The following is an 18,123-nucleotide window of genomic DNA, read 5'->3' as shown; positions in this document are numbered from 1 at the left end:
ATCAAGAGGTTTGCGTCAGATTCTGGCCTGCGAATGACGCAAACCTCTTGATCAACTGCGGTCTCGGGGTCAGGCGGCCAGGATCGTGGTCAGAGCGGTGGCCGCTCGATTGATCGCGGCGTCGTCGATGCCCATGTGAGTGACCAGGCGGGCGGTACGGGGGCCGAGCACCGAGACCAGTACGCCCTCCGCACGCGCGGCGACGGCGAGAGCGCGGGCGTCCAACGCGTGCTTGGTCAGGTCCAGCGGGACGAGATTGGTGCGGACCGTGCTGGCGAGCACCCCGAACGGCGCGATCGCCTCGGCGAGCCGGGCCGCCCTCGCGTGGTCCTCGGCCAGCCGGTCGACGTGGTGCGCGAGAGCGTACCGGCCGGCGGCGGCGAGGATGCCGGCCTGACGCATGCCGCCGCCCATCCGCTTGCGGATCATCCGAGCCCGTTCGATCTTCTCCGCGCTGCCCACCACCAGCGAGCCGACCGGCGCGCCGAGCCCCTTGGAGAGGCAGACGGACAGCGTGTCGAAGAGCCGGCCGTACTCGGTCAGCGGCACCCCGTCGGCGACGTGCGCGTGCCAGATCCGGGCGCCGTCGCAGTGCAGGGCCACCCCCGCCTCGTCGGCGACACCGCGCAGTTCCCGCAGGGTGGCCAGCGGGATCACGCCACCACCGCCCCGGTTGTGAGTCTGCTCGACGGCGATCGCGCGGGTGGGCACGGCGAAGTAGCCGTCCGGACGGATCATCCGGGCCACCAGCTCCGGGTCGATGTCCGCGCCGACCGCCGGCCAGGTCCGCGAGGAGATTCCGCCGTACGTGGCGGCGGCCCCGATCTCGTACGTGACGACGTGCGCGTCGGCGTCGCAGAGCAGCTCGTCGCCGGGCGACACCAGCAGTTGCAGGGCGATCTGGTTGGCCATCGACCCACTCGGGGCGAAGAGCGCCGACTCGTGCCCGAACAGCGCGGCGACCTCCGCCTCCAGCGCGTTGACTGTGGGGTCCTCGCCGTAGACGTCGTCGCCGACCTCGGCGGCGGCCATCGCCTCCCGCATACCGGCGGTCGGCCGGGTCACCGTGTCGGACCGCAGGTCCACGAACGCCTCAGCCATGATCATCCCTTCGTCCACCGACCGTGGCTGGACGATTCAGCCACGGAGTCAGCCTTTCGGCTGCCGACTGCGGGGCTCGCAAGCTCACTCCTCGCGTCAGCCACGGAGCATCTCCGCCACGAGGAAGGCCAACTCCAGCGACTGCTGGGTGTTCAGCCGCGGATCGCAGGCGGTCTCGTACCGGTCGGGCAGGTCGAGGTCCTCGATGCCCTGGGCGCCGCCGAGGCACTCGGTGACGTCCTCACCTGTCAACTCGACGTGGATGCCACCCGGGTGGGTGTCCAGGCCACGGTGCACCTCGAAGTAGCCGAGCACCTCGTCGACGATCCGGTCGAAGTGCCGGGTCTTGTAGCCGTTTGACGACTCGTGGGTGTTGCCGTGCATCGGGTCGCACTGCCAGACCACCTTGGCGCCGGACGCGGTGACCTTGGCGACGATCGGCGGCAGCGCGTCCCGGACCCGGTGGTTGCCCATCCGGCTGATCAGGGTGAGCCGGCCGGGGACGTTGTCCGGGTTGAGCTTCTCGCACAGCTCGATGGCCTCGTCCGGGGACGTGGTCGGGCCGAGCTTGACGCCGATCGGGTTGGCGATCCGGGAGATGAAGTCGATGTGCGCGCCGGTGATCTGCCGGGTGCGCTCGCCGACCCAGAGGAAGTGCCCGGACAGCCCGTACGCCCGGCGGTCGGAGACCCGGGTGAGCGCCCGGTCGTACTCCAGGGCGAGGGCTTCGTGGGAGCAGTAGAGGGTGACCGTCCGCAACGCCTCGTCGTCGGTCATCCCGCAGGCCCGGATGAAGGCCAACGCCCGGTCGATCTCCCGGGCGATCGCCTCGTAGCGCTCCCCCGCCGGGGAGGTCCGGACGAAGCCCTTGTTCCAGTCGTGCACCGCGTGCAGGTCGGCGAGCCCACCGGCGAGGTACGCCCGCAACATGTTCATCGCGGCGGCCGAGTTGGCGTACGCCCGGATCATGCGCTGCGGGTCGGCGACCCGGGCGGCCGGGTCGGCCTCCAGCGAGTTGATCATGTCGCCGCGGTAGGCGGGCAGGCCACGTGCGTCGGTCGGCAGCGAACGGGGCTTGGTGTACTGGCCGGCGACCCGGGCGACCTTGACCACCGGCAGCGACGCGCCGTAGGTGAGCACGATCGCCATCTGGAGCAGGGTACGGGCGTTGGCCAGCAGGTGGCTCTCGGTGTTGTCGACGAAGGTCTCGGCGCAGTCACCGCCCTGGAGCAGGAACGCCTTGCCTTCACAGACCAGGGCCAGCTTCTGTCGGAGCTGGTCCACCTCATAGGGCGCGACGACCGAGGGCACGGTGTCGAGCACCTTGCAGACCTGGGCGACGGCGGCCGGATCGGACCACGGTGGGATCTGCTCGCGGGGCAGGTCCCGCCAGCGATCCAGACCGAGGGCGGCGTCCTCGGCGGAGTCGACGGTCGGACGGCTGGTCTGCAGGCCCGGGCTGCCCACCGCGGGATGGCTCAGCTGATGCCACTCATGGCGCATGAGAGAAAGCGTACGGCGACCGTGGGCGTGCCCGGGCGGCGAGGGGGACGGTTCCGGCAGATGGGAGATCAAAATCCCTGGCTCTGCTCTGGAGGCGGCGAGGGCTAACCCTTGGGGCGCGGTGGGACTGCCGGCGACGACGGGGCGGTCGTCCTGCCCGGGGCCTCCCCTGCGATGCACCAGTCGCCGCCGTCACGGGTGACGGTGAACACCAGCGGGCGGGTGACCTTGCTCTTGCCGGCGGTGACCGAGACCGAGACGCTCACCTCCTGGCCGCGCGGGCCGGACCGGACGCCGGTGATGGTCGCCGCGGGCACCTGGAAGTGGTCGGCGAAGTCGCCGTTGGGGCCGGTTGCGGCGAGGTCGAACCCGTCGTGCAGCAGCTCGCAGAGCTGGCTGCGGCCGGCGGCGACGTCCTTGGCGGTCATCGCGTCGAGGTACGCCTGCACGCGCTCGCGGGAGCGGGTGCCGGCCTCCTCGGCGGGGGCCTTCGCGGGCTCGGCTGTCGACTCGTCCTCGTCACCGCCGCCGATCCCGCAGCCGACCAGGGCTGCCGGGAGCAGCACCAGCCCGGCGGCGGTCGCCGCCAGCCTGCGGTGAATCGGGCGCATGACCACCTCCGTCGACGGGAAATCGAGACGTGCCGAGCCGCGAGTCTGCCACATCGGGCCCGACCCACCCAAGGCCGGCGGTCCGGCCGCCCACCCACGGCCGGCGACCAGGCCGACCGACCCACGGCCGGCGACCCGGTCGACCCACCCACGGCCGGCGACCCGGTCGACGCTTGGCGTCGACCGGGTCGCTGCGTCACGGGCGAGGAGAGGCGGTGCGGGCCCCTCCCCGCTCGTGTGGGTGGTGCGCCGACCTTCGGCTCAGCCGAGGCCGCCCTTGATGGCGCCGATGAGCTCGCCGTTGCTGGTGTCACCGGAGAGCTCCCAGAAGAACGCGCCACCGAGGCCCTGGTTGTTCGCGTACGTCATCTTGCCGTTGATGGTCGACGGGGTGTCGTAGCTCCACCAGTTGTTGCCGCACTTGGCGTACGCGGTGCCGGCGACCGTGCCGGTGGCCGGGCAGGTGTTCTTGAGGACCTTGTAGTCCTCGATGCCCGCCTCGTAGGTGCCCGGCGCCGCGCCGGTGGCGCTGCCGCCCGGTGCGGCCTGCGTGACGCCCGTCCAGCCCCGACCGTAGAAGCCGATGCCGAGCAGCAGCTTGTTGGCCGGGACGCCCTTGCTCTTGAGCTTCTGGATCGCCGCGTCGGAGTTGAAGCCCTGCTGCGGGATGCCGGTGTACGAGGTGAGCGGCGAGTGCGGGGCGGTGGGGCCCTGGGCGTTGAAGGCGCCGAAGTAGTCGTACGTCATCGGCATGAGCCAGTTCAGGTTGCCGATGGCGCCGGCGTAGTCGGTGGCGTCGATCTTGCCGCCGTTGCTGCCGTCCGCGGTGATCGCGGCGGTGACCAGGGCGCTGGAGCCGAACCTCGACCGCAGCGCGCCGATCACGTTCTTGAACGCGTTGGGGCCGCTGGTGTCGCAGCTCAGACCGCAGGCGTTGGGGTACTCCCAGTCGACGTCGATGCCGTCGAAGACGTCGGCCCAGCGCGGGTCCTCGACCAGGTTGTAGCAGCTCTCGGCGAACGCGGCCGGGTTCTGCGCGGCCTGGGTGAAGCCGCCGGACCAGGTCCAGCCACCGAACGACCAGATCACCTTGAGGTGCGGGTTCAGCTGCTTGAGCTTGCGCAGCTGGTTGAAGCTGCCCCGCAGCGGCTGGTCCCAGGTGTCGGCGACGCCGTCCACGCTCTCCGCCGCGGTGTACGCCTTGTCGTAGTCGGCGTAGCTGTCACCGATGGTGCAGCGGCCGCCTGTGGTGTTGCCGAAGGCGTACAGGATGTGGGTCAGCTTGGCGGCCGAGCCGCTGGTCTGGATGTTCTTGACGTGGTAGTTGCGCCCGTAGACGCCCCACTCGGCGAAGTAGCCGACAACCTTCTTGCCGCCCGTGTTCGGCGGGGTGGTGGTCGGCGGGGCCGTGGTCGGGGGTGCCGTGGTGGGCGGGGCCGTGGTGGGCGGGGCCGTGGTCGGCGGCGCGGTAGTGGCCGGCGGGGTGGTCGGAGTGCCACCGCCGCCGCACGGCGCGCCGTTGACGGTGCAGTTCAGCGGCGCCTTGTAGGCGCCGGTGCCGTTGTAGCCCCAACTGAACGAGGTGCCCGGCGCGAGCCCGCCGGCCCAGCTCTTCTTGACCGCGACGTAGTGGTTGCCGCTGCTGGTGACGTCGGCGTCCCACGCGCTGCTGATGGTGGTGCCCGACGGCAGGTCGAACTCGATGCGCCAGGTGGCGACCGTGGCGCTGGAACCGTTGGTCACGGTCACCTTCGTCTCGTGACCGGTCCCCCAGTCCTGCGCCTTGGTGAACGTGGTGGTGACCGTGCCGGCGCCGAACGCGGTCGTCATCGGCACCGCCGCGACGGTCACGGCGACCACGGCACCGGCCCAGAGGGCCCGGCGGAGCGATCTTGTCATGAGGCGTCTCCCGAACTGTTAGGAAACTTTCCAAAAGAGATGGTGAGACGGTACTCACGCCGTCATCACTTCGTCAAGATGTCCATGTTTCGATTTCCTCTGGTGCGTGGAGTGCCCCTGCCCACCCCGTCTCGCGGCTCCTCACGCTGCGCGTAGCCTCGGCCCATGACCGTCTTCGACATCCCGATCGACGCCCTCAGCGGCGGGCCCGCCGACCTCGCCCAGTACCGGGGCCGGGCGCTGCTGGTGGTCAACGTCGCCTCCCGCTGCGGCCTCACCCCGCAGTACGCAGGCCTCCAGACCCTCGCGGACACCTACGGCGAGCGTGGCCTGGTGGTGCTGGGCGTGCCGTGCAACCAGTTCGCCGGGCAGGAGCCGGGCACCGCCGCCGAGATCAGCGACTTCTGCCAGGTCAACTACGGGGTGACCTTCCCGCTGACCGAGAAGGTCGACGTGAACGGGCCCGACCGGCACCCGCTCTACGACGCGCTTGTGGAGACTCCGGACGCCGACGGGCACACCGGGGACGTCCGCTGGAACTTCGAGAAGTTCCTGGTGGCCCCGGACGGCACGGTCGCGGCCCGCTTCGCCCCCACTGTCGAGCCGGAAGCAGAAGACCTCCGCACCGCCATCGAGAAGACCCTCCCCACCCCCGCCTGACTCCCTCCGGCTCAGCCCGCCGCCCACCGGAGGAGTGGAACGTTCCCGCAGGACCGGTCGGCGGTGCGCCTGAGCAGTACGTTGTGCACGACCCGCTCGTGGCGCGGCCGGGGTTCGGTGTTGGACCGCCGGAATAACCCACCGCGCCGGTCGGGAATGCGTCGTGGGTGGACGAAGTTGGGAAGAAGCATGACAACAGTGGGACTGATCGGCAGCGGCAACATCGGCAGCACCCTGGCCCGGCTGGCGGTGGCCGCCGGCTACGACGTGGTGCTGAGCAACTCGCGCGGGCCGGAGACGCTCACCGAACTGGTCGACGAGCTGGGCGAACGGGCCAGCGCCGGCACGGCGCAGGACGCGGCCCAGGTCGGCGACCTGGTGGTGGTCACCGTGCCGCTCAAGGCGTACCGGGCGGTGCCCGCGGAGCCGCTGGCCGGCAAGGTCGTCATCGACACCAACAACTACTACCCGCAGCGCGACGGCGCGTTCCCCGAGCTGGACGCCGGCGAGACCACCAGCAGCGAGCTGCTCCAGCAGCACCTGCCGACCTCGCGGGTGGTCAAGGTCTTCAACAACATCTACTTCAAGGCCCTGGCCGCGCTCCCCCGGCCGTCCGGGGCGGCCGACCGCAGCGCCCTCGCGATCGCCGGTGACGATGCCGCCGCGAAGGCCGAGGTGACCGCCTTCCTGGACCGGATCGGCTACGACGCGGTGGACGCCGGGTCGCTGGCCGAGGGGTGGCGCTACCAGCCGGACACCCCGGCGTACGGCACGATCTACTCCGCGACGCCTACCGACTGGGAGAGCCCCGCACCGGGTGACGCCGAGAAGCTGCGCGCCGCGCTGGCCGCCGCCACCCGCTGAGTACCCGCCGTCGCCCTGGGACGACCGCCTATCCGGTGGCCGTCGCCAGGACGGCGGCGAGTTCGTCGTCGTAGCCGGCGACGGGCCGGCCGTCCGCGGCGTACGCGACACGTCGGCCCTGCTCCTCACGCCAGCGCCGCCCGGCGATCCCGCATCGACCGAGGACAGAGGACCGTCACCGCCTGAGCCGAGCGCGACGCGTGGCGTCTGCCCTCGGGAGAACGGGGACCGCGTGTCGGGCGTCCGTTCGTAGCATCGGTGGATGGGAGCGACGAGCACACCCGCGTACGACGCCCACGCGGACTGGTACGAGGGCTTCATCTCCGGTGGCGGCGACTATCTCCGACGAGTGCACGCGACAGTCGCGGACCTGCTCGGAACCGGTGCGGGCCCCTGCCTCGACATCTGCTGCGGCACCGGCACGCACGCCTCGGTGCCGGGCGACCTGGGCTGGACGCCGCTGGGTGTCGATCTGTCCGGCGGCCAGTTGCGGCACGCGCGCGGGCGACTACCGGTGGCCCGGGGTGACGCGGGCGCCCTGCCGATCGCCGCCGCGTCGTTGCCGGCCGCGATGTGCGTCCTGTCCAGCACCGACGTCCCCGACTACCCGGCCGTGCTGCGCGAGGTCGGCCGGGTGCTGCGCCCGGGCGGGCGGTTCGTGCACGTGGGCGTGCACCCGTGCTTCGTGGGCGCGTTCGCCGACTGGGGTCGGCATCCGAGCGTCGTCGTCGACGAGCGCTACGCCGACCGGTCCCGCAGCTTCGACAGCTGGAACACCGAGGGCGTCCGGGTCCGGGTCGGCGCGTGGCACGTTCCGCTGGCCGACCTGCTCAACGCGACAGTGGCCGCCGGCCTCCGACCGGTCCGGTTCGTCGAGGCCAGCTCGGGCGGCGTGCCGGACCTGTTCGGCTTCCTCGCCGAACGCCACCGGTAAGGCCCCCGCCCCGGGACGCGCGAGAAAGTTCGCGTGTACAACTTGCGATGGAGTCCCACACACGGGACTCTGTCCGTGGGTTGCCGCCCGTTCACCGAACGTGCCTTCCGGAGGCGACATGCACACGCTTCGTACCGCGTCCCGTCGGCTGTTGGCCGGCGCTGGCGCGCTCCTGCTCGGCACCGCCCTCGCCGCCGCCACTGCGGCACCGGCCAGCGCGGACACCGTCGGATATGTCCGGCTCGCTCACCTCTCCCCCGACACTCCGGCCGTCGACGTCTACCTGGCCGCCCCCGACGCCGCGAAGCCGAAGGTGTTCCCGGGCGTCGGCTACGGCGTGGTCTCCGACTACCTCAAGTTGCCCCCGGGCCGCTACGCGGTGGCGATGCGCGTGGCCGGCACCCCCGCCAGCGAGCCACCGGTGCTCACCACCGAGGTCGCGGTGGTCAGCGGCCGCGCGTACACGGTGGCCGGCGTCGGCCGGCACGCCGACCTGGGACTGCGGGTGCTCACCGACGATCTGAGCGCTCCCGCGCAGGGCCGGGCCAAGGTGCGCGTCGTGCAGGCGTCCGTGCGGACGCCCGTCCTCGACGTGGCCGCCGCCGACGGGCCGACGATCGCCGACGGCGTGCAGTTCGCCACCACGACCGACTACCAGCAGGTCGAACCGGGCGCCTGGCGGCTGCGACTGACCGGCGCGGGCGGCCCGAGCACCGACGCCGAGGTGCGGCTCACCGGCGGCGCGGTCTACTCGCTGCTGGTGCTCGACGGCAAGCAGGGCGGGCTCACGGCGGAACTGCGCCGCGACGCCGAGGGCGGCTCCGTCGTACCCGCGGGTGGGGTGGACACCGGCGCGGGCGGCACGTCCGGTGCGGGGCTCGGCGCGTACCCCCTGATGGCCGGCGGGTTGGCCGCGGCGGCCGGCGTGGCGAGCGTGCTCCTGTGGCGTCGGCGGCGGCGCACCACCTGGTGAGCGTCGGGCCCGCCGCCGCGATCCGACGGCACCGCGACCGCCGGGCGCCGCTGGCCGCGCTGGTCGCGGCCGGCGCGGCTGTCTGTCTGGCCGCCGGGACGGGGGTCGGGCTGGCCACGACCGGCCCGCCGCCGCCGGCCGCGAGCTGGCACCCCGGTTGTGCCGACGGCTGCCCGTCGGTGGCCGCGTCGCCGCGTCCGGCGGGTCCACCCACTCGGGTACGCGTACCGCGCATCGGCGTCGACTCGGGGCTCACGGTGTTGGGCCTCGACCGTGCGGGCGCGCTCGTTCCGCCCACCGAATTCGACACCGCCGGCTGGTACGGCGGGGGCCCGGCGCCCGGTGACACGGGTCCGGCCGTGCTCGCCGGGCACCTGGACTCGCGGAGCGGCCCGGCGGTCTTCGCCCGGCTCGATGAGCTGCGTTCCGGCGACCGGGTCGAGGTGTGGCGCGGCGGACGGTGGCTGTCGTTCCGCGTGACCGGGTCGCTGCGTACCCGCAAGGATCGTTTCCCGACGGCCGTGGTCTACGGCCCGACGCCCGGGCCGGAGCTGCGTCTCGTCACCTGCGGTGGCGACTTCGACAGGCGGCGCGGGCACTACCGGGACAACGTCGTGGTGTTCGCGGTCGCCGACGGGTGATCGACTCGCCTTCCTGGAAGTCGGGGGTGTCCGGCTCGGCCGGATGCCCCGGATTCCCGAATCCCGAGTCGATCATGAACGGGAGCCGGCGGGCCCAGCGTCAGATCGGGCGGCGGCCGGCGAAGCCGCACTCGGCGCGGTGGTACCAGCGCACGTCAGAATCGCCCTCCAGCCAGCACCAGAGCACCGCACGGCCAGCCCGCTCGCCGGGGAAGTCGAGCAGCACCGGCGCGATGCCCTTGACCTGGATCTCGTGCTGGTGCAGCTCCTCGACGATGCCGTGCAGCCGGGCCTCCAACCCCTTCACCTCGGCCAGCCCACCGAGCGCGCTGACGCCGTGGTCGGCCAGGTCGACGCGCAGTTCGGCGAGGTCGGCGCGGAGCCGGATCAGCTCGTCGACCCGCGGCTGCAGGGTGGCCACCAGGTGCCGGGCCTGAGCGAGTGTGAACACGCCGCCAGTATGCGCCACGGGCCGCGCCGCGCACGCCCCCGCGAGTCGCGCCACTGCCGCGCCGCCCACGCCCGGCGAGTCCCGCAACTGCCGCAGCGGCACCCCCCGAGTCGCGCAACTGCCGCGCCGCGCACGCCCGGCAAGTCGCGGGACGTGTCGGTCGGCGGGCGCGGCCCGCTCGCCGAGACGTCAGTCGGCCTGGGCGGCCAGTTCGCGTGCGCGGTCCCGGGCGGCCTCCAGCGCGGCGAGCAGCGCCGCGCGGACGCCGTGCTTCTCCAGCTCGCGGATCGCGGAGATGGTGGTGCCGGCCGGCGAGGTGACCGCCTCGCGCAGCTTGACCGGGTGCTCGCCGGAGTCACGCAGCATCACGGCGGAGCCGATCGCGGTCTGCACGATCAACTCGTGCGCCACCTGCCGGGGCAGTCCGAGCAGGATCCCGGCGTCGATCATGGCTTCGACCAGCAGGTAGAAGTAGGCCGGACCGGAGCCGGACAGTGCGGTGACCGCGTCCTGCTGTGACTCGGGCACCCGGATGGTCTGGCCGAGGGGCTTGAACATCTCCTCGGCGAGGGCGAGGTGTTCCCCGGTGGCGTACGCGCCCGCCGAGATGGCAGTCATCGCCTCGTCGACGAGCGCGGGGGTGTTGGTCATGACGCGGACCACAGGGGTGCCCTCGGGCAGCCGGCGGTTGAAGAAGCTGGTGGGCAGGCCGGCGCAGAGCGAGATCACCAGCTTGTCGGCAGGCACCTTGGGGCCGATGTCGTCCAGCAGGGCGGCGGCGTCCTGTGGCTTGACCGAGACCGCGAGCACCGCCGCCTCGTCCACGGCGGTCAGGTTGTCGACCACCCGGACGCCGTAGCGGGAAGTCAACTCCTCGGCGCGGGCCGGTCGGCGGGCGGTGGCGAGCAGTCGCTCCACAGGCCATCCGGAGCGCAGCAGCCCGGAGAGCATCAGCTCGCCGATCTTGCCCGCGCCGATCACCGCGACCGTGTGCACCCCGGCTGACATCTCGGCCGTACCCCCTCGCGTCGTGCTGCGGCGCGACGGGCCACACGCCCGCTGCGCCGTCGAACGTCGGGTCACGGCGCGGCGTGGCCGCGGGGCCGTACGCGCCGTCGAACGTCGGTTGGCGGCGCGACGACCGCGAGGGCCGCCGCGCCGCGTACCGTCGATCAGCTGCCGAAGAAGACCTCGGCCTCTTCGTACCGCTCCAGCGGCACCGTCTTCAGCTCGCGGGTGGCCTCGGCCAGCGGGACCCGGACGATGTCGGTGCTCTGCATCGCAACCATCTTGCCCCAGTCGCCCTCGTTGACCGCGTCGATGGCCTGCAGGCCCAGGCGGGTGGCGAGCACCCGGTCGAAGGCGGTCGGGGTGCCACCGCGCTGGATGTGGCCCAGCACCACAGTGCGGGCCTCCTTGCCGGTCTTGGCCTCCAGCTGCTCGGCCAGCCACTGGCCGATGCCGCCGAGGCGGACGTGGCCGAAGGAGTCCAGCTCCTGGTTGGCGAGCACCATCTGACCGTCCAGCGGCTGGGCGCCCTCGGCGACCACCACGATCGGGGCGTACTGGTGCTGGAAGCGCTTCTCGACGTAGCCGGCCACCTGGTCGACGTCGAACTGCCGCTCGGGCAGCAGGATCACGTTGGCGCCGCCGGCCAGGCCGGCGTGCAGGGCGATCCAGCCGGCGTGCCGGCCCATCACCTCGACGACCAGGGTGCGGTGGTGGCTCTCCGCGGTGGTGTGCAGGCGGTCGATGGCCTCCATCGCGATGTTGACAGCGGTGTCGAAGCCGAAGGTGTAGTCGGTGGCGCCCAGGTCGTTGTCGATCGTCTTCGGCACGCCGACCACGTGCACGCCCAGCTCGTAGAGCTTGGTGGCCACGCCGAGGGTGTCCTCGCCGCCGATCGCGATCAGCGCGTCGACGCCCTGCTCGGCGAGGTTGTCCTTGATCCGCTCGACGCCGTTCTCGATCTTGAACGGGTTGGTCCGGGACGAGCCGAGGATGGTGCCGCCGCGGGGCAGGATGCCGCGGACGTCCGCGATGCCCAGGGGACGGGACAGACCCTCCAGCGGGCCCTTCCAACCGTCCCGGAAGCCCACGAACTCGTGACCGTAGGTGGCGACGCCCTTGCGGACCACCGCCCGGATGACCGCGTTGAGACCCGGGCAGTCGCCGCCGCCGGTGAGCACGCCGATACGCATGATCCGCTCATCCTCCTGGAGCATCAGGTAAAGCCCGATATGCCCCAGGGTATGTGTCAGGTCAGACCATCGGCGCCATTGCCGGCCCGGGGCGGGCCGTCACTGCGCACTGTAGTCGGCCTGCCTGCGCGACGACAGCGCGCCCCGGGGGCGACGGGTCAGTAGGTCACCTCGTGGTTCTCGCCGGCCGCCGGCGGATGGCCGGTGACGGCGGCCTTCGCGAACCCGAGCAGGTTGACCACGGTGCTGCTCGGCGAGTCCCAGTACTCGGCGGAGCTGGCGTGCACCTTGATCAGGGTCAGACCGGGCGTGTCCAGCCCGTCCGGGAACCAGGTCTTGAGCAGTGGGTTCCACAGCCGCTCGGCGCGTTCTCTGTCGAAGCCCTCGCTGGCGGTGCCCGAGACCGACACCCAGGCGTTGTGCTTCTGGTCGGAGAAGGCGACGTTGACCTCCGGATTCACCCGGATCTGGCGGGCCTTGGCCGAGTCGGCGTAGGCGAAGAACCACAGGTCACCGTCGAACTCGGCCTCCTGCAGCCCCATCGGCCGGCTCACCTGTCGCCCGTCCAGCGCGATCGTGGTGAGCATGCAGATCCGTGCGGCGCGGACCAGCTCGGTGACCCGCGCCCGGGCCTCGGCGACGCTTGTCGGATCGTTGCTCATGGCAGTCTCCCTCGGCTCGACTGGTCGAACCGATGCCCGGGACAGAACCGGCCAAACCTGCAAAGGTACGACGACCTCAGCGCGCCGTCATCGCCCGCCAGCGGGCCACGTTGTGCCGGGCGTCGACCAGAGCGTCGTGCCGGGCCGCGTCCGCGTCCGGCAGGGTCGGCCGGCCCCTGTCGTCCCAGAGCTGCCGCAGGTCCTTGGTGAACCGGGGGATCTCCCGGGGCAGCGCCGGCATCGCACCCCAGAGCTGGGCGAGGACCACATGGTCGTACGCCGCGTACCAGGCCCACAGCTCCATCTGCTCCCCCGGCCGGTCCCGGATCGGCTCCATGAGGAAGTCGTACAGGTCGTCACGGATGCGCTCCCGGGAACGCCAGGCCCGGTCCGCCGGCGACGGCAGCCGGTCCAGCACGTTGCGCCGGACCCAGGGCACGGCACGGGAGTCGTCGAACTCGGTGGAGACCGCGTAGAACTCGCGGCCGTACTCGTCGACGACACCTATCGACACGAGGTCGACGATCCGGCCGTCCTCGATGAACTCGCAGTCGTAGAAATAGCGGTAGACCATTCCGGCCATCCTCGCCCACCGCCGGGCGGCGACACCCGGCGGGTCCCGGGTGCGATCCCCGGCCGGTCCGCCGCGGACCAGCGACGACCCGGGCCGCCGACCTGCGACGAAGGGCCCGGGCAGGGGGTACGCACAGCTCGCGACGGTCACGGAAGTGCTTCGAGGGGTGTACAGCAAGCGACCGGACCGTCATGATCTGATGTGTACCGCTACCGGACGCCGAATCGGTGTCAGTTCACCTTGTCAGGGCCATCAGGTTCACCCGGTGAGCGATTGTGTGGTCCATGACCGGGGAGGGGTTGGGCCGTGGAGATGCGCCTGCCGGAGCCGGGTGACGCGCTCACGGGTGTCGAGATGTTCGCCGGGCTGGAGCCCGAGGTGCGCCAGCGTGTCATCGCGGCCGCCGTCCCCCGGACGTACCGCAAGGGGCAGTTGCTCTTCGTGGAGAACGACCCGGGCGAGTCGCTGATCGTGCTGCGCCGCGGCGCGGTCGCCGTCTTCCGCACCGCGCCGACAGGCGAGCGGGCTGTCCTGTCGGTGATCCGTCCGCCGGACGTGCTCGGCGAGGTCTCCCTGCTCGACGCCTCCACCAGGTCCGCGTCGGCCGAGGCCATCGAGGACTGCGCGGCGCTGGCCCTCTCCCGGGGCGCGTTCATGGAGCTGGTGCACTCCAACCCGCGCATCCTGGACGCGGTGATGCGCTCGCTGGGCGGGCTGATCCGCCGGCTCACCGAGCAGAACGCCGACCACGTCTTCCTCGACCTGCCCGGTCGGGTCGCCAAGACGCTGGTCCGACTGGCCGGCGAGAGCCAGGCCCCGATGATCACGATCGAACTCAACCAGAGCCAGCTCGCCGAGATGGCCGGCGGTTCCCGCCAGAGCGTCAACCAGGCCATCGGCTCCTTCGCCAGCCGTGGCTGGCTGCGGACCGAGGGCCGCCGGATCGTGGTCACCGACGTGGCCGCGCTGCGCCGCCGCGCCGGCATGAACGACCGCTGAGCCGCCGCTGCGGTTCCGGCGTCGACGACCGCCGAGCCGCTCGACGCCGCGGCACACCTGGACATGACACGGCCGGGTCGCCCGTGGGCGGCCCGGCCGGGTCGTCAGTTCACCGATGCGCGGTTCAGACCCCGGGGCTGCCCGGGCCGGCCCACTTGTCCGGGCCCTTGCCCTCGCCACCCGGGCCGTGGGACTGCTCGCTGACGATGCCCTCGGCCTGGAGCGTGGCCAGCGTGGCGGCGTCGACGTCCACCGACTCGCCCGCGGAGTGACTGACCCCCTTGCCGTCGGTCCAGTCGCTCTCCAGCTTGACGTACACCATTGACCTGTCCCCCTCTGGTCGCTGATCGAAGATGTGGCGGACTGAATGTAGTCCGCCAGACCCTTGGTGGACTGTCCACAAGCCAACAGGCCGGTTACCTGACAGGCGCGCGGGCGGGGATACTCCCTGTGACGGGACGACGGGGGGCGTCGGCCCGGTTCGCCATGGAGGGTGTGTCATCGCCGCGCAGTGTGGGCGCTGTGGACGCACGGCCGCCGACGGCGACCGCTTCTGCGGTGGCTGCGGTGCCGAGCTGGGTGCCGTCTGCCCGCACTGCCTCCGCCCGCTCGCCTCGGACGTCACGTTCTGCACCTCGTGCGGGTCACCCCGGCCGGGGGCGGACCGGGCGACCGCCGCCACCCCGCAGGAGGACCGCCGCCGGGTGAGCGTGCTCTTCGTCGACCTCATCGACTTCACCCCGTACGTCGAGCGGGCTGACCCGGAGCAGGTCCGTGGCATGCAGACCGGCTTCTTCTCGGCGGCCCGCCGGGTCGTCGGCCAGTACGGCGGGGTGGTCGAGAAGTACATCGGCGACGCGGTGATGGCACTGTTCGGGGCGCCGATCGCCACCGAGACCGACGCGCTGCGCTGTGTGCGGGCCGGGCTGGAGCTGCAGCGGGTGCTCACCCGGTTCGGGCCGACCGGCAGCACGGAGATGCGGTTCCGGGTGGGGGTGGCCACCGGGGAGGCCCTCGTCGACGTGGCCGCGGCCCGCGACGGCGGGCAGGCGATCGTGGCCGGCGACGTGGTGAACACGGCCTCCCGGATGCAGTCGGTCGCGCCTCCGGGCGGGGTGCTGGTGTGCGGCACCACGCACGCGCTGACCAGGGACACCATCCGCTACGAGGAGCAGCCCCCGGTCACCCTGCGCGGCCGGTCGTCGCCGACCGAGGTGTGGCTGGCGCTGTCGCCACTGCGGCGCCTGCCGACGGACCGCGAGCCGGACACCACGCCGCTTGTCGACCGGGAACACGAGCTGGGCATGCTTGTCAACGCCCTGCACCGGTCGCTGCGTGACCGGCTGCCACAGGTCGTGACGATCTTCGGTCGGGCCGGCATCGGTAAGAGCCGGCTCCTGCGCGAGCTGTACCGGCACACGGGCCGGCTGGTCGACGAGCCGCTGACGTGGCGGACGGGGCGCTGCCCGCCGTTCGGGGAGAACGTCACGTTCGCCGCGCTTGCCGACATCGTCAAGACCGAGGCCGGCATCCTGGACACCGACCCGGCCTCCAGCGCGGCGCAGCGGCTGGCCGGCGCGGTGAGCGAGCTGATCGGCCCGGGCGAGCGGGACCGGGTGGTGGACGCCCTGCGCCCGCTGGTCGGGCTGCCCGGCACGCCGCTGCCTGCGGAGGAGGCCGAGTCGGCGTGGCGGCGGTTCCTGCTGGCGTTGGCCGCCCGCCGCCCCACCGTGCTGGTCTTCGAGGATCTGCACTGGGCCGACGACGCGATGCTGCGCTTCGTGGAACTGCTCGGGGCGGCGGCCCGTGAAGCGCCGCTGCTGCTGCTCTGCACCGCCCGTCCGGAGCTGGTCGACCGGGATCCGAGCTGGGCCGGGTCCATCACCGGCTCGGTGACCATCACCCTGCCGCCCCTGCGCGACACAGGCATCGCCGCCCTGTACGCGCACCTGTTCGGCCAGGCCGCGTTCTCCGCCGACATGCTGACCCCGCTCATCGAGGTGGCCGGCGGCAACCCGCTCTACGCGCACGAGTACGTCCGGATGCTCATCGAACAGGGCGCATTGCGCCAGTCCGGGCGGGGCTGGTCGCTGGACAAGCAACTCGAACTGACCATGCCGGAGAGCGTGCACGCGGTGATCGCCAACCGGGTGGACCTGCTGGACGCCAAGGACCGCTCGGTGCTGCTGGCGGCCTCGGTGGTCGGGGTGCAGTTCTGGCCGGGTGCGGTGGCCGCCGCGCTGGGGCAACCGGTCGAGTCGGTCGAGCGCGCGCTGCGCCGGCTGGAGCAGCGCGACTTCGTGCACGAGCAGGCCGCGTCGACGATGGCCGGGCAGGCGGAGTTCCGGTTCCGGCACGTGCTGGTGCGCGACGTCTGCTACCAGCGGCTGCCGCGCACCGAGCGGGTGGCGCGGCACGAGCGGGCGGCGGACTGGCTCGACGCCCTGTCGCACAGCCGCGACACCGACCTGGCGGAGGTCCTCGCCCACCACCGCTGGGCGGCCCACGAGATCGCGCGTTCGCTGGGCATGCCGGTCCGCCGGTACGCGGGGCCGGCGCGGCAGGCGCTGCACCGGGCGGCCCGCCGGGCGTACGCCCTGCACGGGCTGGACGCGGCGGCGAGCCACGCGGGTCGGGCGCTGGGCCTGGCCGACGACAGCGACCCGGTGGGCCGGCTGCAACTGGAGCTGCTCAGCACGGAGATCTCGTTCTACCGCGACGGCAACGCGTTCCTCTCCGGGGGTGGGCCGGAGCAGGTGCACACGCTGGCGGACCGGCTGTCGGCGCACGGCGACGACGCGTGCGCCGCACGGGCGTGGACGCTGCTCGGCCAGGCCGCCTGGCTGCGCGCCGACCGGGGCGACGGGCTGGCCTGCCTGGATCGCGCGGTCCAGTTGTTCGAGTCGTTGCCGGACAGCCCGCAGAAGGCCGACGCGTACGCCGAGCTGGGCCGCCTGCACATGCTCAACTACGAGCGCGACCCGGCCGTGTCGGCGGCGGACACGGCGGCGGAGATCGCGGAGCGGCTGGGCCTGACCGAGACGCGCACCAACGCGCGGATCACCGCTGCCACCGCCCGCTACCAGGCCGGTGACAGGGTCGGCCTGGACGAGCTGCACGCGATAGTCGAGTTCGCCCGCGCCGGTCAGCTGCTCGCGCTGCCCCGGGCCACCCAGAACCTGGCCTGGGCCATCCGCGAGGAGGGCGACTGGCTGCGCTCGAACGCCCTGCTCTCGGCCGCGCCGGCGCGTACGGCCAGCGGCCAGACTCTCACCACCAGCTACTCGGCCGAGGCGATGCGGGCCTGGTTCGAGGGTGACTTCGGCCGGCTGCTCGCCGCGGCGGAGGCGTTCGTGGACACGCCGACCGGCAGTTGGGACATGCAGGTACGGGGGTTGCGCTGCTGCCTGCTGGTGCTGCGCGACGACGAGGATCCGGCCGATCTGATCGACGCGCTGACCACCGCGCGGCGCAGCGACTTCCACCGGCTGCGCTGGACGATGCTGAGCATGGCGGCGCTGTGCCGGGCGCTGCAGGGCCGCGACACCGAGGCGGCGGCGTTGATCGACGAGCTGGACCGGTCGTGGTCGGCGGTGCCGGCGCTGGCCAGTGGGGAGTGGATCGCCGCCGCCTCGTACGCCGCAGCCCTGGCCGGGCGGGACACCTCCGTGCGGGTTCGGGCGATGCTCGACCGGGTCGGGCATCGGACACCGTGGTCGGAGGCGGCGCTGCGGACGGTGACGGCGGCGGTGGCGGCCGCCGACGGCGACCACCGGCGGGCGGCCGAGCTGCACCTGGCGGCGGCCGAGACGTACGGGCGGATCCCGGACGTCAGCGACCGGGTTCTGGCGCTGGCCCTCGCGGCGGCGGAGCTGACCCGCGCCGGCGACCCGGTGGGCGCCCGGGTGCCGCGGGCCGAGGTCCGCACCTTCGCGCTGCGTAACGACGCCCCGGGCCTGCTGGCGCTTGCCGGCCGGCCGATCAGCCCCACCGGGCCGGCCGTGGCCTGCTGAGACGACTCGGGCGGGCACCGACCACCACCGCGGACGA

The 18,123-nt window shown here is 72.5% G+C and carries 17 protein-coding genes; 7 read left to right on the top strand and 10 right to left on the bottom strand.

The genetic code is table 11. The annotated features are described in order from the left end of the window. Nucleotides 1–69: 69 nt before the first annotated feature. From ACGFIE_RS19225 to ACGFIE_RS19210, 4 genes are all read right to left on the bottom strand, one after another. Nucleotides 70–1,101: a threonine aldolase family protein gene (locus ACGFIE_RS19225; RefSeq protein WP_393296287.1), complete on the bottom strand. Its 1,032-nt coding sequence runs from the start codon at nucleotides 1,099–1,101 to the stop codon at nucleotides 70–72. Between the two features lie 96 nt (nucleotides 1,102–1,197). Further along, entirely contained in the window at nucleotides 1,198–2,604 is a 1,407-nt protein-coding gene (locus ACGFIE_RS19220; RefSeq protein WP_393296285.1) for a class II 3-deoxy-7-phosphoheptulonate synthase, read from the bottom strand. 104 nt (nucleotides 2,605–2,708) lie between these two features. Continuing rightward, nucleotides 2,709–3,215 carry a nuclear transport factor 2 family protein gene (locus ACGFIE_RS19215; protein WP_393296283.1) on the bottom strand — a complete coding sequence of 169 codons (507 nt, stop codon included), beginning with the start codon at nucleotides 3,213–3,215 and terminating at the stop codon, nucleotides 2,709–2,711. Between the two features lie 261 nt (nucleotides 3,216–3,476). Continuing rightward, entirely contained in the window at nucleotides 3,477–5,114 is a 1,638-nt protein-coding gene (locus tag ACGFIE_RS19210) for a glycosyl hydrolase family 18 protein (RefSeq protein WP_393296281.1), read from the bottom strand. A 165-nt stretch (nucleotides 5,115–5,279) separates the two neighbouring features. Between ACGFIE_RS19210 and ACGFIE_RS19205 the strand changes: the two genes are divergently transcribed. The 5 genes from ACGFIE_RS19205 (at nucleotide 5,280) to ACGFIE_RS19185 (ending at nucleotide 9,186) form a co-directional block, all read left to right on the top strand. Beyond that, a complete protein-coding gene (locus ACGFIE_RS19205; protein WP_393296279.1) occupies nucleotides 5,280–5,774 on the top strand; it encodes a glutathione peroxidase in 495 nt (164 codons plus the stop codon). Between the two features lie 189 nt (nucleotides 5,775–5,963). After that, complete coding sequence (locus ACGFIE_RS19200) at nucleotides 5,964–6,638, top strand: NADPH-dependent F420 reductase (protein WP_393296277.1); 675 nt, start codon at nucleotides 5,964–5,966, stop codon at nucleotides 6,636–6,638. A gap of 262 nt (nucleotides 6,639–6,900) precedes the next feature. Further along, on the top strand, nucleotides 6,901–7,572 hold the full coding sequence (locus ACGFIE_RS19195; RefSeq protein ID WP_393296275.1) for a class I SAM-dependent methyltransferase: 672 nt from the start codon (nucleotides 6,901–6,903) through the stop codon (nucleotides 7,570–7,572). A 118-nt stretch (nucleotides 7,573–7,690) separates the two neighbouring features. Then, on the top strand, nucleotides 7,691–8,545 hold the full coding sequence (locus ACGFIE_RS19190; protein ID WP_393296273.1) for a DUF4397 domain-containing protein: 855 nt from the start codon (nucleotides 7,691–7,693) through the stop codon (nucleotides 8,543–8,545). Beyond that, nucleotides 8,515–9,186, top strand: coding sequence for a class F sortase (locus ACGFIE_RS19185; protein ID WP_393296271.1), 672 nt, complete (start codon nucleotides 8,515–8,517; stop codon nucleotides 9,184–9,186). Before ACGFIE_RS19190 ends, ACGFIE_RS19185 begins: the two co-directional genes overlap by 31 nt. Before the next feature lie 100 nt (nucleotides 9,187–9,286). Here the strand turns inward: ACGFIE_RS19185 and ACGFIE_RS19180 are convergent, their stop codons facing one another. The 5 genes from ACGFIE_RS19180 to ACGFIE_RS19160 form a co-directional block, all read right to left on the bottom strand. After that, nucleotides 9,287–9,637 carry a DUF2203 domain-containing protein gene (locus ACGFIE_RS19180; RefSeq protein ID WP_393296269.1) on the bottom strand — a complete coding sequence of 117 codons (351 nt, stop codon included), beginning with the start codon at nucleotides 9,635–9,637 and terminating at the stop codon, nucleotides 9,287–9,289. A 189-nt stretch (nucleotides 9,638–9,826) separates the two neighbouring features. Beyond that, on the bottom strand, nucleotides 9,827–10,645 hold the full coding sequence (proC, locus tag ACGFIE_RS19175; RefSeq protein ID WP_393296267.1) for a pyrroline-5-carboxylate reductase: 819 nt from the start codon (nucleotides 10,643–10,645) through the stop codon (nucleotides 9,827–9,829). A 164-nt stretch (nucleotides 10,646–10,809) separates the two neighbouring features. Beyond that, nucleotides 10,810–11,838 (bottom strand): 6-phosphofructokinase, encoded by a 1,029-nt coding sequence (locus ACGFIE_RS19170; RefSeq protein ID WP_039906634.1) that lies wholly within the window; start codon nucleotides 11,836–11,838, stop codon nucleotides 10,810–10,812. Between the two features lie 158 nt (nucleotides 11,839–11,996). Further along, the gene (locus ACGFIE_RS19165) at nucleotides 11,997–12,500 is read right to left on the bottom strand and encodes a pyridoxamine 5'-phosphate oxidase family protein (protein WP_363683082.1); all 504 of its coding nucleotides are present in this window, start codon (nucleotides 12,498–12,500) and stop codon (nucleotides 11,997–11,999) included. Nucleotides 12,501–12,576: 76 nt separating this feature from the next. After that, the gene (locus tag ACGFIE_RS19160) at nucleotides 12,577–13,074 is read right to left on the bottom strand and encodes a polyadenylate-specific 3'-exoribonuclease AS (RefSeq protein WP_393296418.1); all 498 of its coding nucleotides are present in this window, start codon (nucleotides 13,072–13,074) and stop codon (nucleotides 12,577–12,579) included. Between the two features lie 306 nt (nucleotides 13,075–13,380). Here ACGFIE_RS19160 and ACGFIE_RS19155 point away from each other — a divergent pair, with 306 nt between their 5' ends. Beyond that, nucleotides 13,381–14,073 carry a Crp/Fnr family transcriptional regulator gene (locus ACGFIE_RS19155; RefSeq protein ID WP_007463121.1) on the top strand — a complete coding sequence of 231 codons (693 nt, stop codon included), beginning with the start codon at nucleotides 13,381–13,383 and terminating at the stop codon, nucleotides 14,071–14,073. Nucleotides 14,074–14,197: 124 nt separating this feature from the next. Here the strand turns inward: ACGFIE_RS19155 and ACGFIE_RS19150 are convergent, their stop codons facing one another. Then, a complete protein-coding gene (locus ACGFIE_RS19150) occupies nucleotides 14,198–14,395 on the bottom strand; it encodes a hypothetical protein (RefSeq protein ID WP_363683084.1) in 198 nt (65 codons plus the stop codon). A 178-nt stretch (nucleotides 14,396–14,573) separates the two neighbouring features. On the opposite strand from ACGFIE_RS19150, the gene ACGFIE_RS19145 reads away from it, so the two are divergent. Beyond that, a complete protein-coding gene (locus tag ACGFIE_RS19145; RefSeq protein WP_393296416.1) occupies nucleotides 14,574–18,086 on the top strand; it encodes an adenylate/guanylate cyclase domain-containing protein in 3,513 nt (1,170 codons plus the stop codon). Nucleotides 18,087–18,123: the final 37 nt, after the last annotated feature.

It is taken from the genome of Micromonospora sp. NPDC049275, assembly GCF_043197115.1.
Lineage (GTDB): Bacteria > Actinomycetota > Actinomycetes > Mycobacteriales > Micromonosporaceae > Micromonospora.
Note: the sequence above shows the minus strand (reverse complement) of the source record. Positions and strands in the feature narration are given on the sequence as shown.

What these genes read in the sequence shown, in the direction of transcription:
- ACGFIE_RS19165 (WP_363683082.1), bottom strand. Translation starts at nt 12,500, where the DNA reads ATGAGCAACGATCCGACAAGCGTCGCCGAGGCCCGGGCGCGGGTCACC.
- ACGFIE_RS19205 (WP_393296279.1), top strand. Translation starts at nt 5,280, where the DNA reads ATGACCGTCTTCGACATCCCGATCGACGCCCTCAGCGGCGGGCCCGCC.
- ACGFIE_RS19225 (WP_393296287.1), bottom strand. Translation starts at nt 1,101, where the DNA reads ATGGCTGAGGCGTTCGTGGACCTGCGGTCCGACACGGTGACCCGGCCG.
- ACGFIE_RS19210 (WP_393296281.1), bottom strand. Translation starts at nt 5,114, where the DNA reads ATGACAAGATCGCTCCGCCGGGCCCTCTGGGCCGGTGCCGTGGTCGCC.
- proC (WP_393296267.1), bottom strand. Translation starts at nt 10,645, where the DNA reads ATGTCAGCCGGGGTGCACACGGTCGCGGTGATCGGCGCGGGCAAGATC.
- ACGFIE_RS19150 (WP_363683084.1), bottom strand. Translation starts at nt 14,395, where the DNA reads ATGGTGTACGTCAAGCTGGAGAGCGACTGGACCGACGGCAAGGGGGTC.
- ACGFIE_RS19220 (WP_393296285.1), bottom strand. Translation starts at nt 2,604, where the DNA reads ATGCGCCATGAGTGGCATCAGCTGAGCCATCCCGCGGTGGGCAGCCCG.
- ACGFIE_RS19170 (WP_039906634.1), bottom strand. Translation starts at nt 11,838, where the DNA reads ATGCGTATCGGCGTGCTCACCGGCGGCGGCGACTGCCCGGGTCTCAAC.
- ACGFIE_RS19195 (WP_393296275.1), top strand. Translation starts at nt 6,901, where the DNA reads ATGGGAGCGACGAGCACACCCGCGTACGACGCCCACGCGGACTGGTAC.
- ACGFIE_RS19200 (WP_393296277.1), top strand. Translation starts at nt 5,964, where the DNA reads ATGACAACAGTGGGACTGATCGGCAGCGGCAACATCGGCAGCACCCTG.
- ACGFIE_RS19160 (WP_393296418.1), bottom strand. Translation starts at nt 13,074, where the DNA reads ATGGTCTACCGCTATTTCTACGACTGCGAGTTCATCGAGGACGGCCGG.
- ACGFIE_RS19215 (WP_393296283.1), bottom strand. Translation starts at nt 3,215, where the DNA reads ATGCGCCCGATTCACCGCAGGCTGGCGGCGACCGCCGCCGGGCTGGTG.
- ACGFIE_RS19190 (WP_393296273.1), top strand. Translation starts at nt 7,691, where the DNA reads ATGCACACGCTTCGTACCGCGTCCCGTCGGCTGTTGGCCGGCGCTGGC.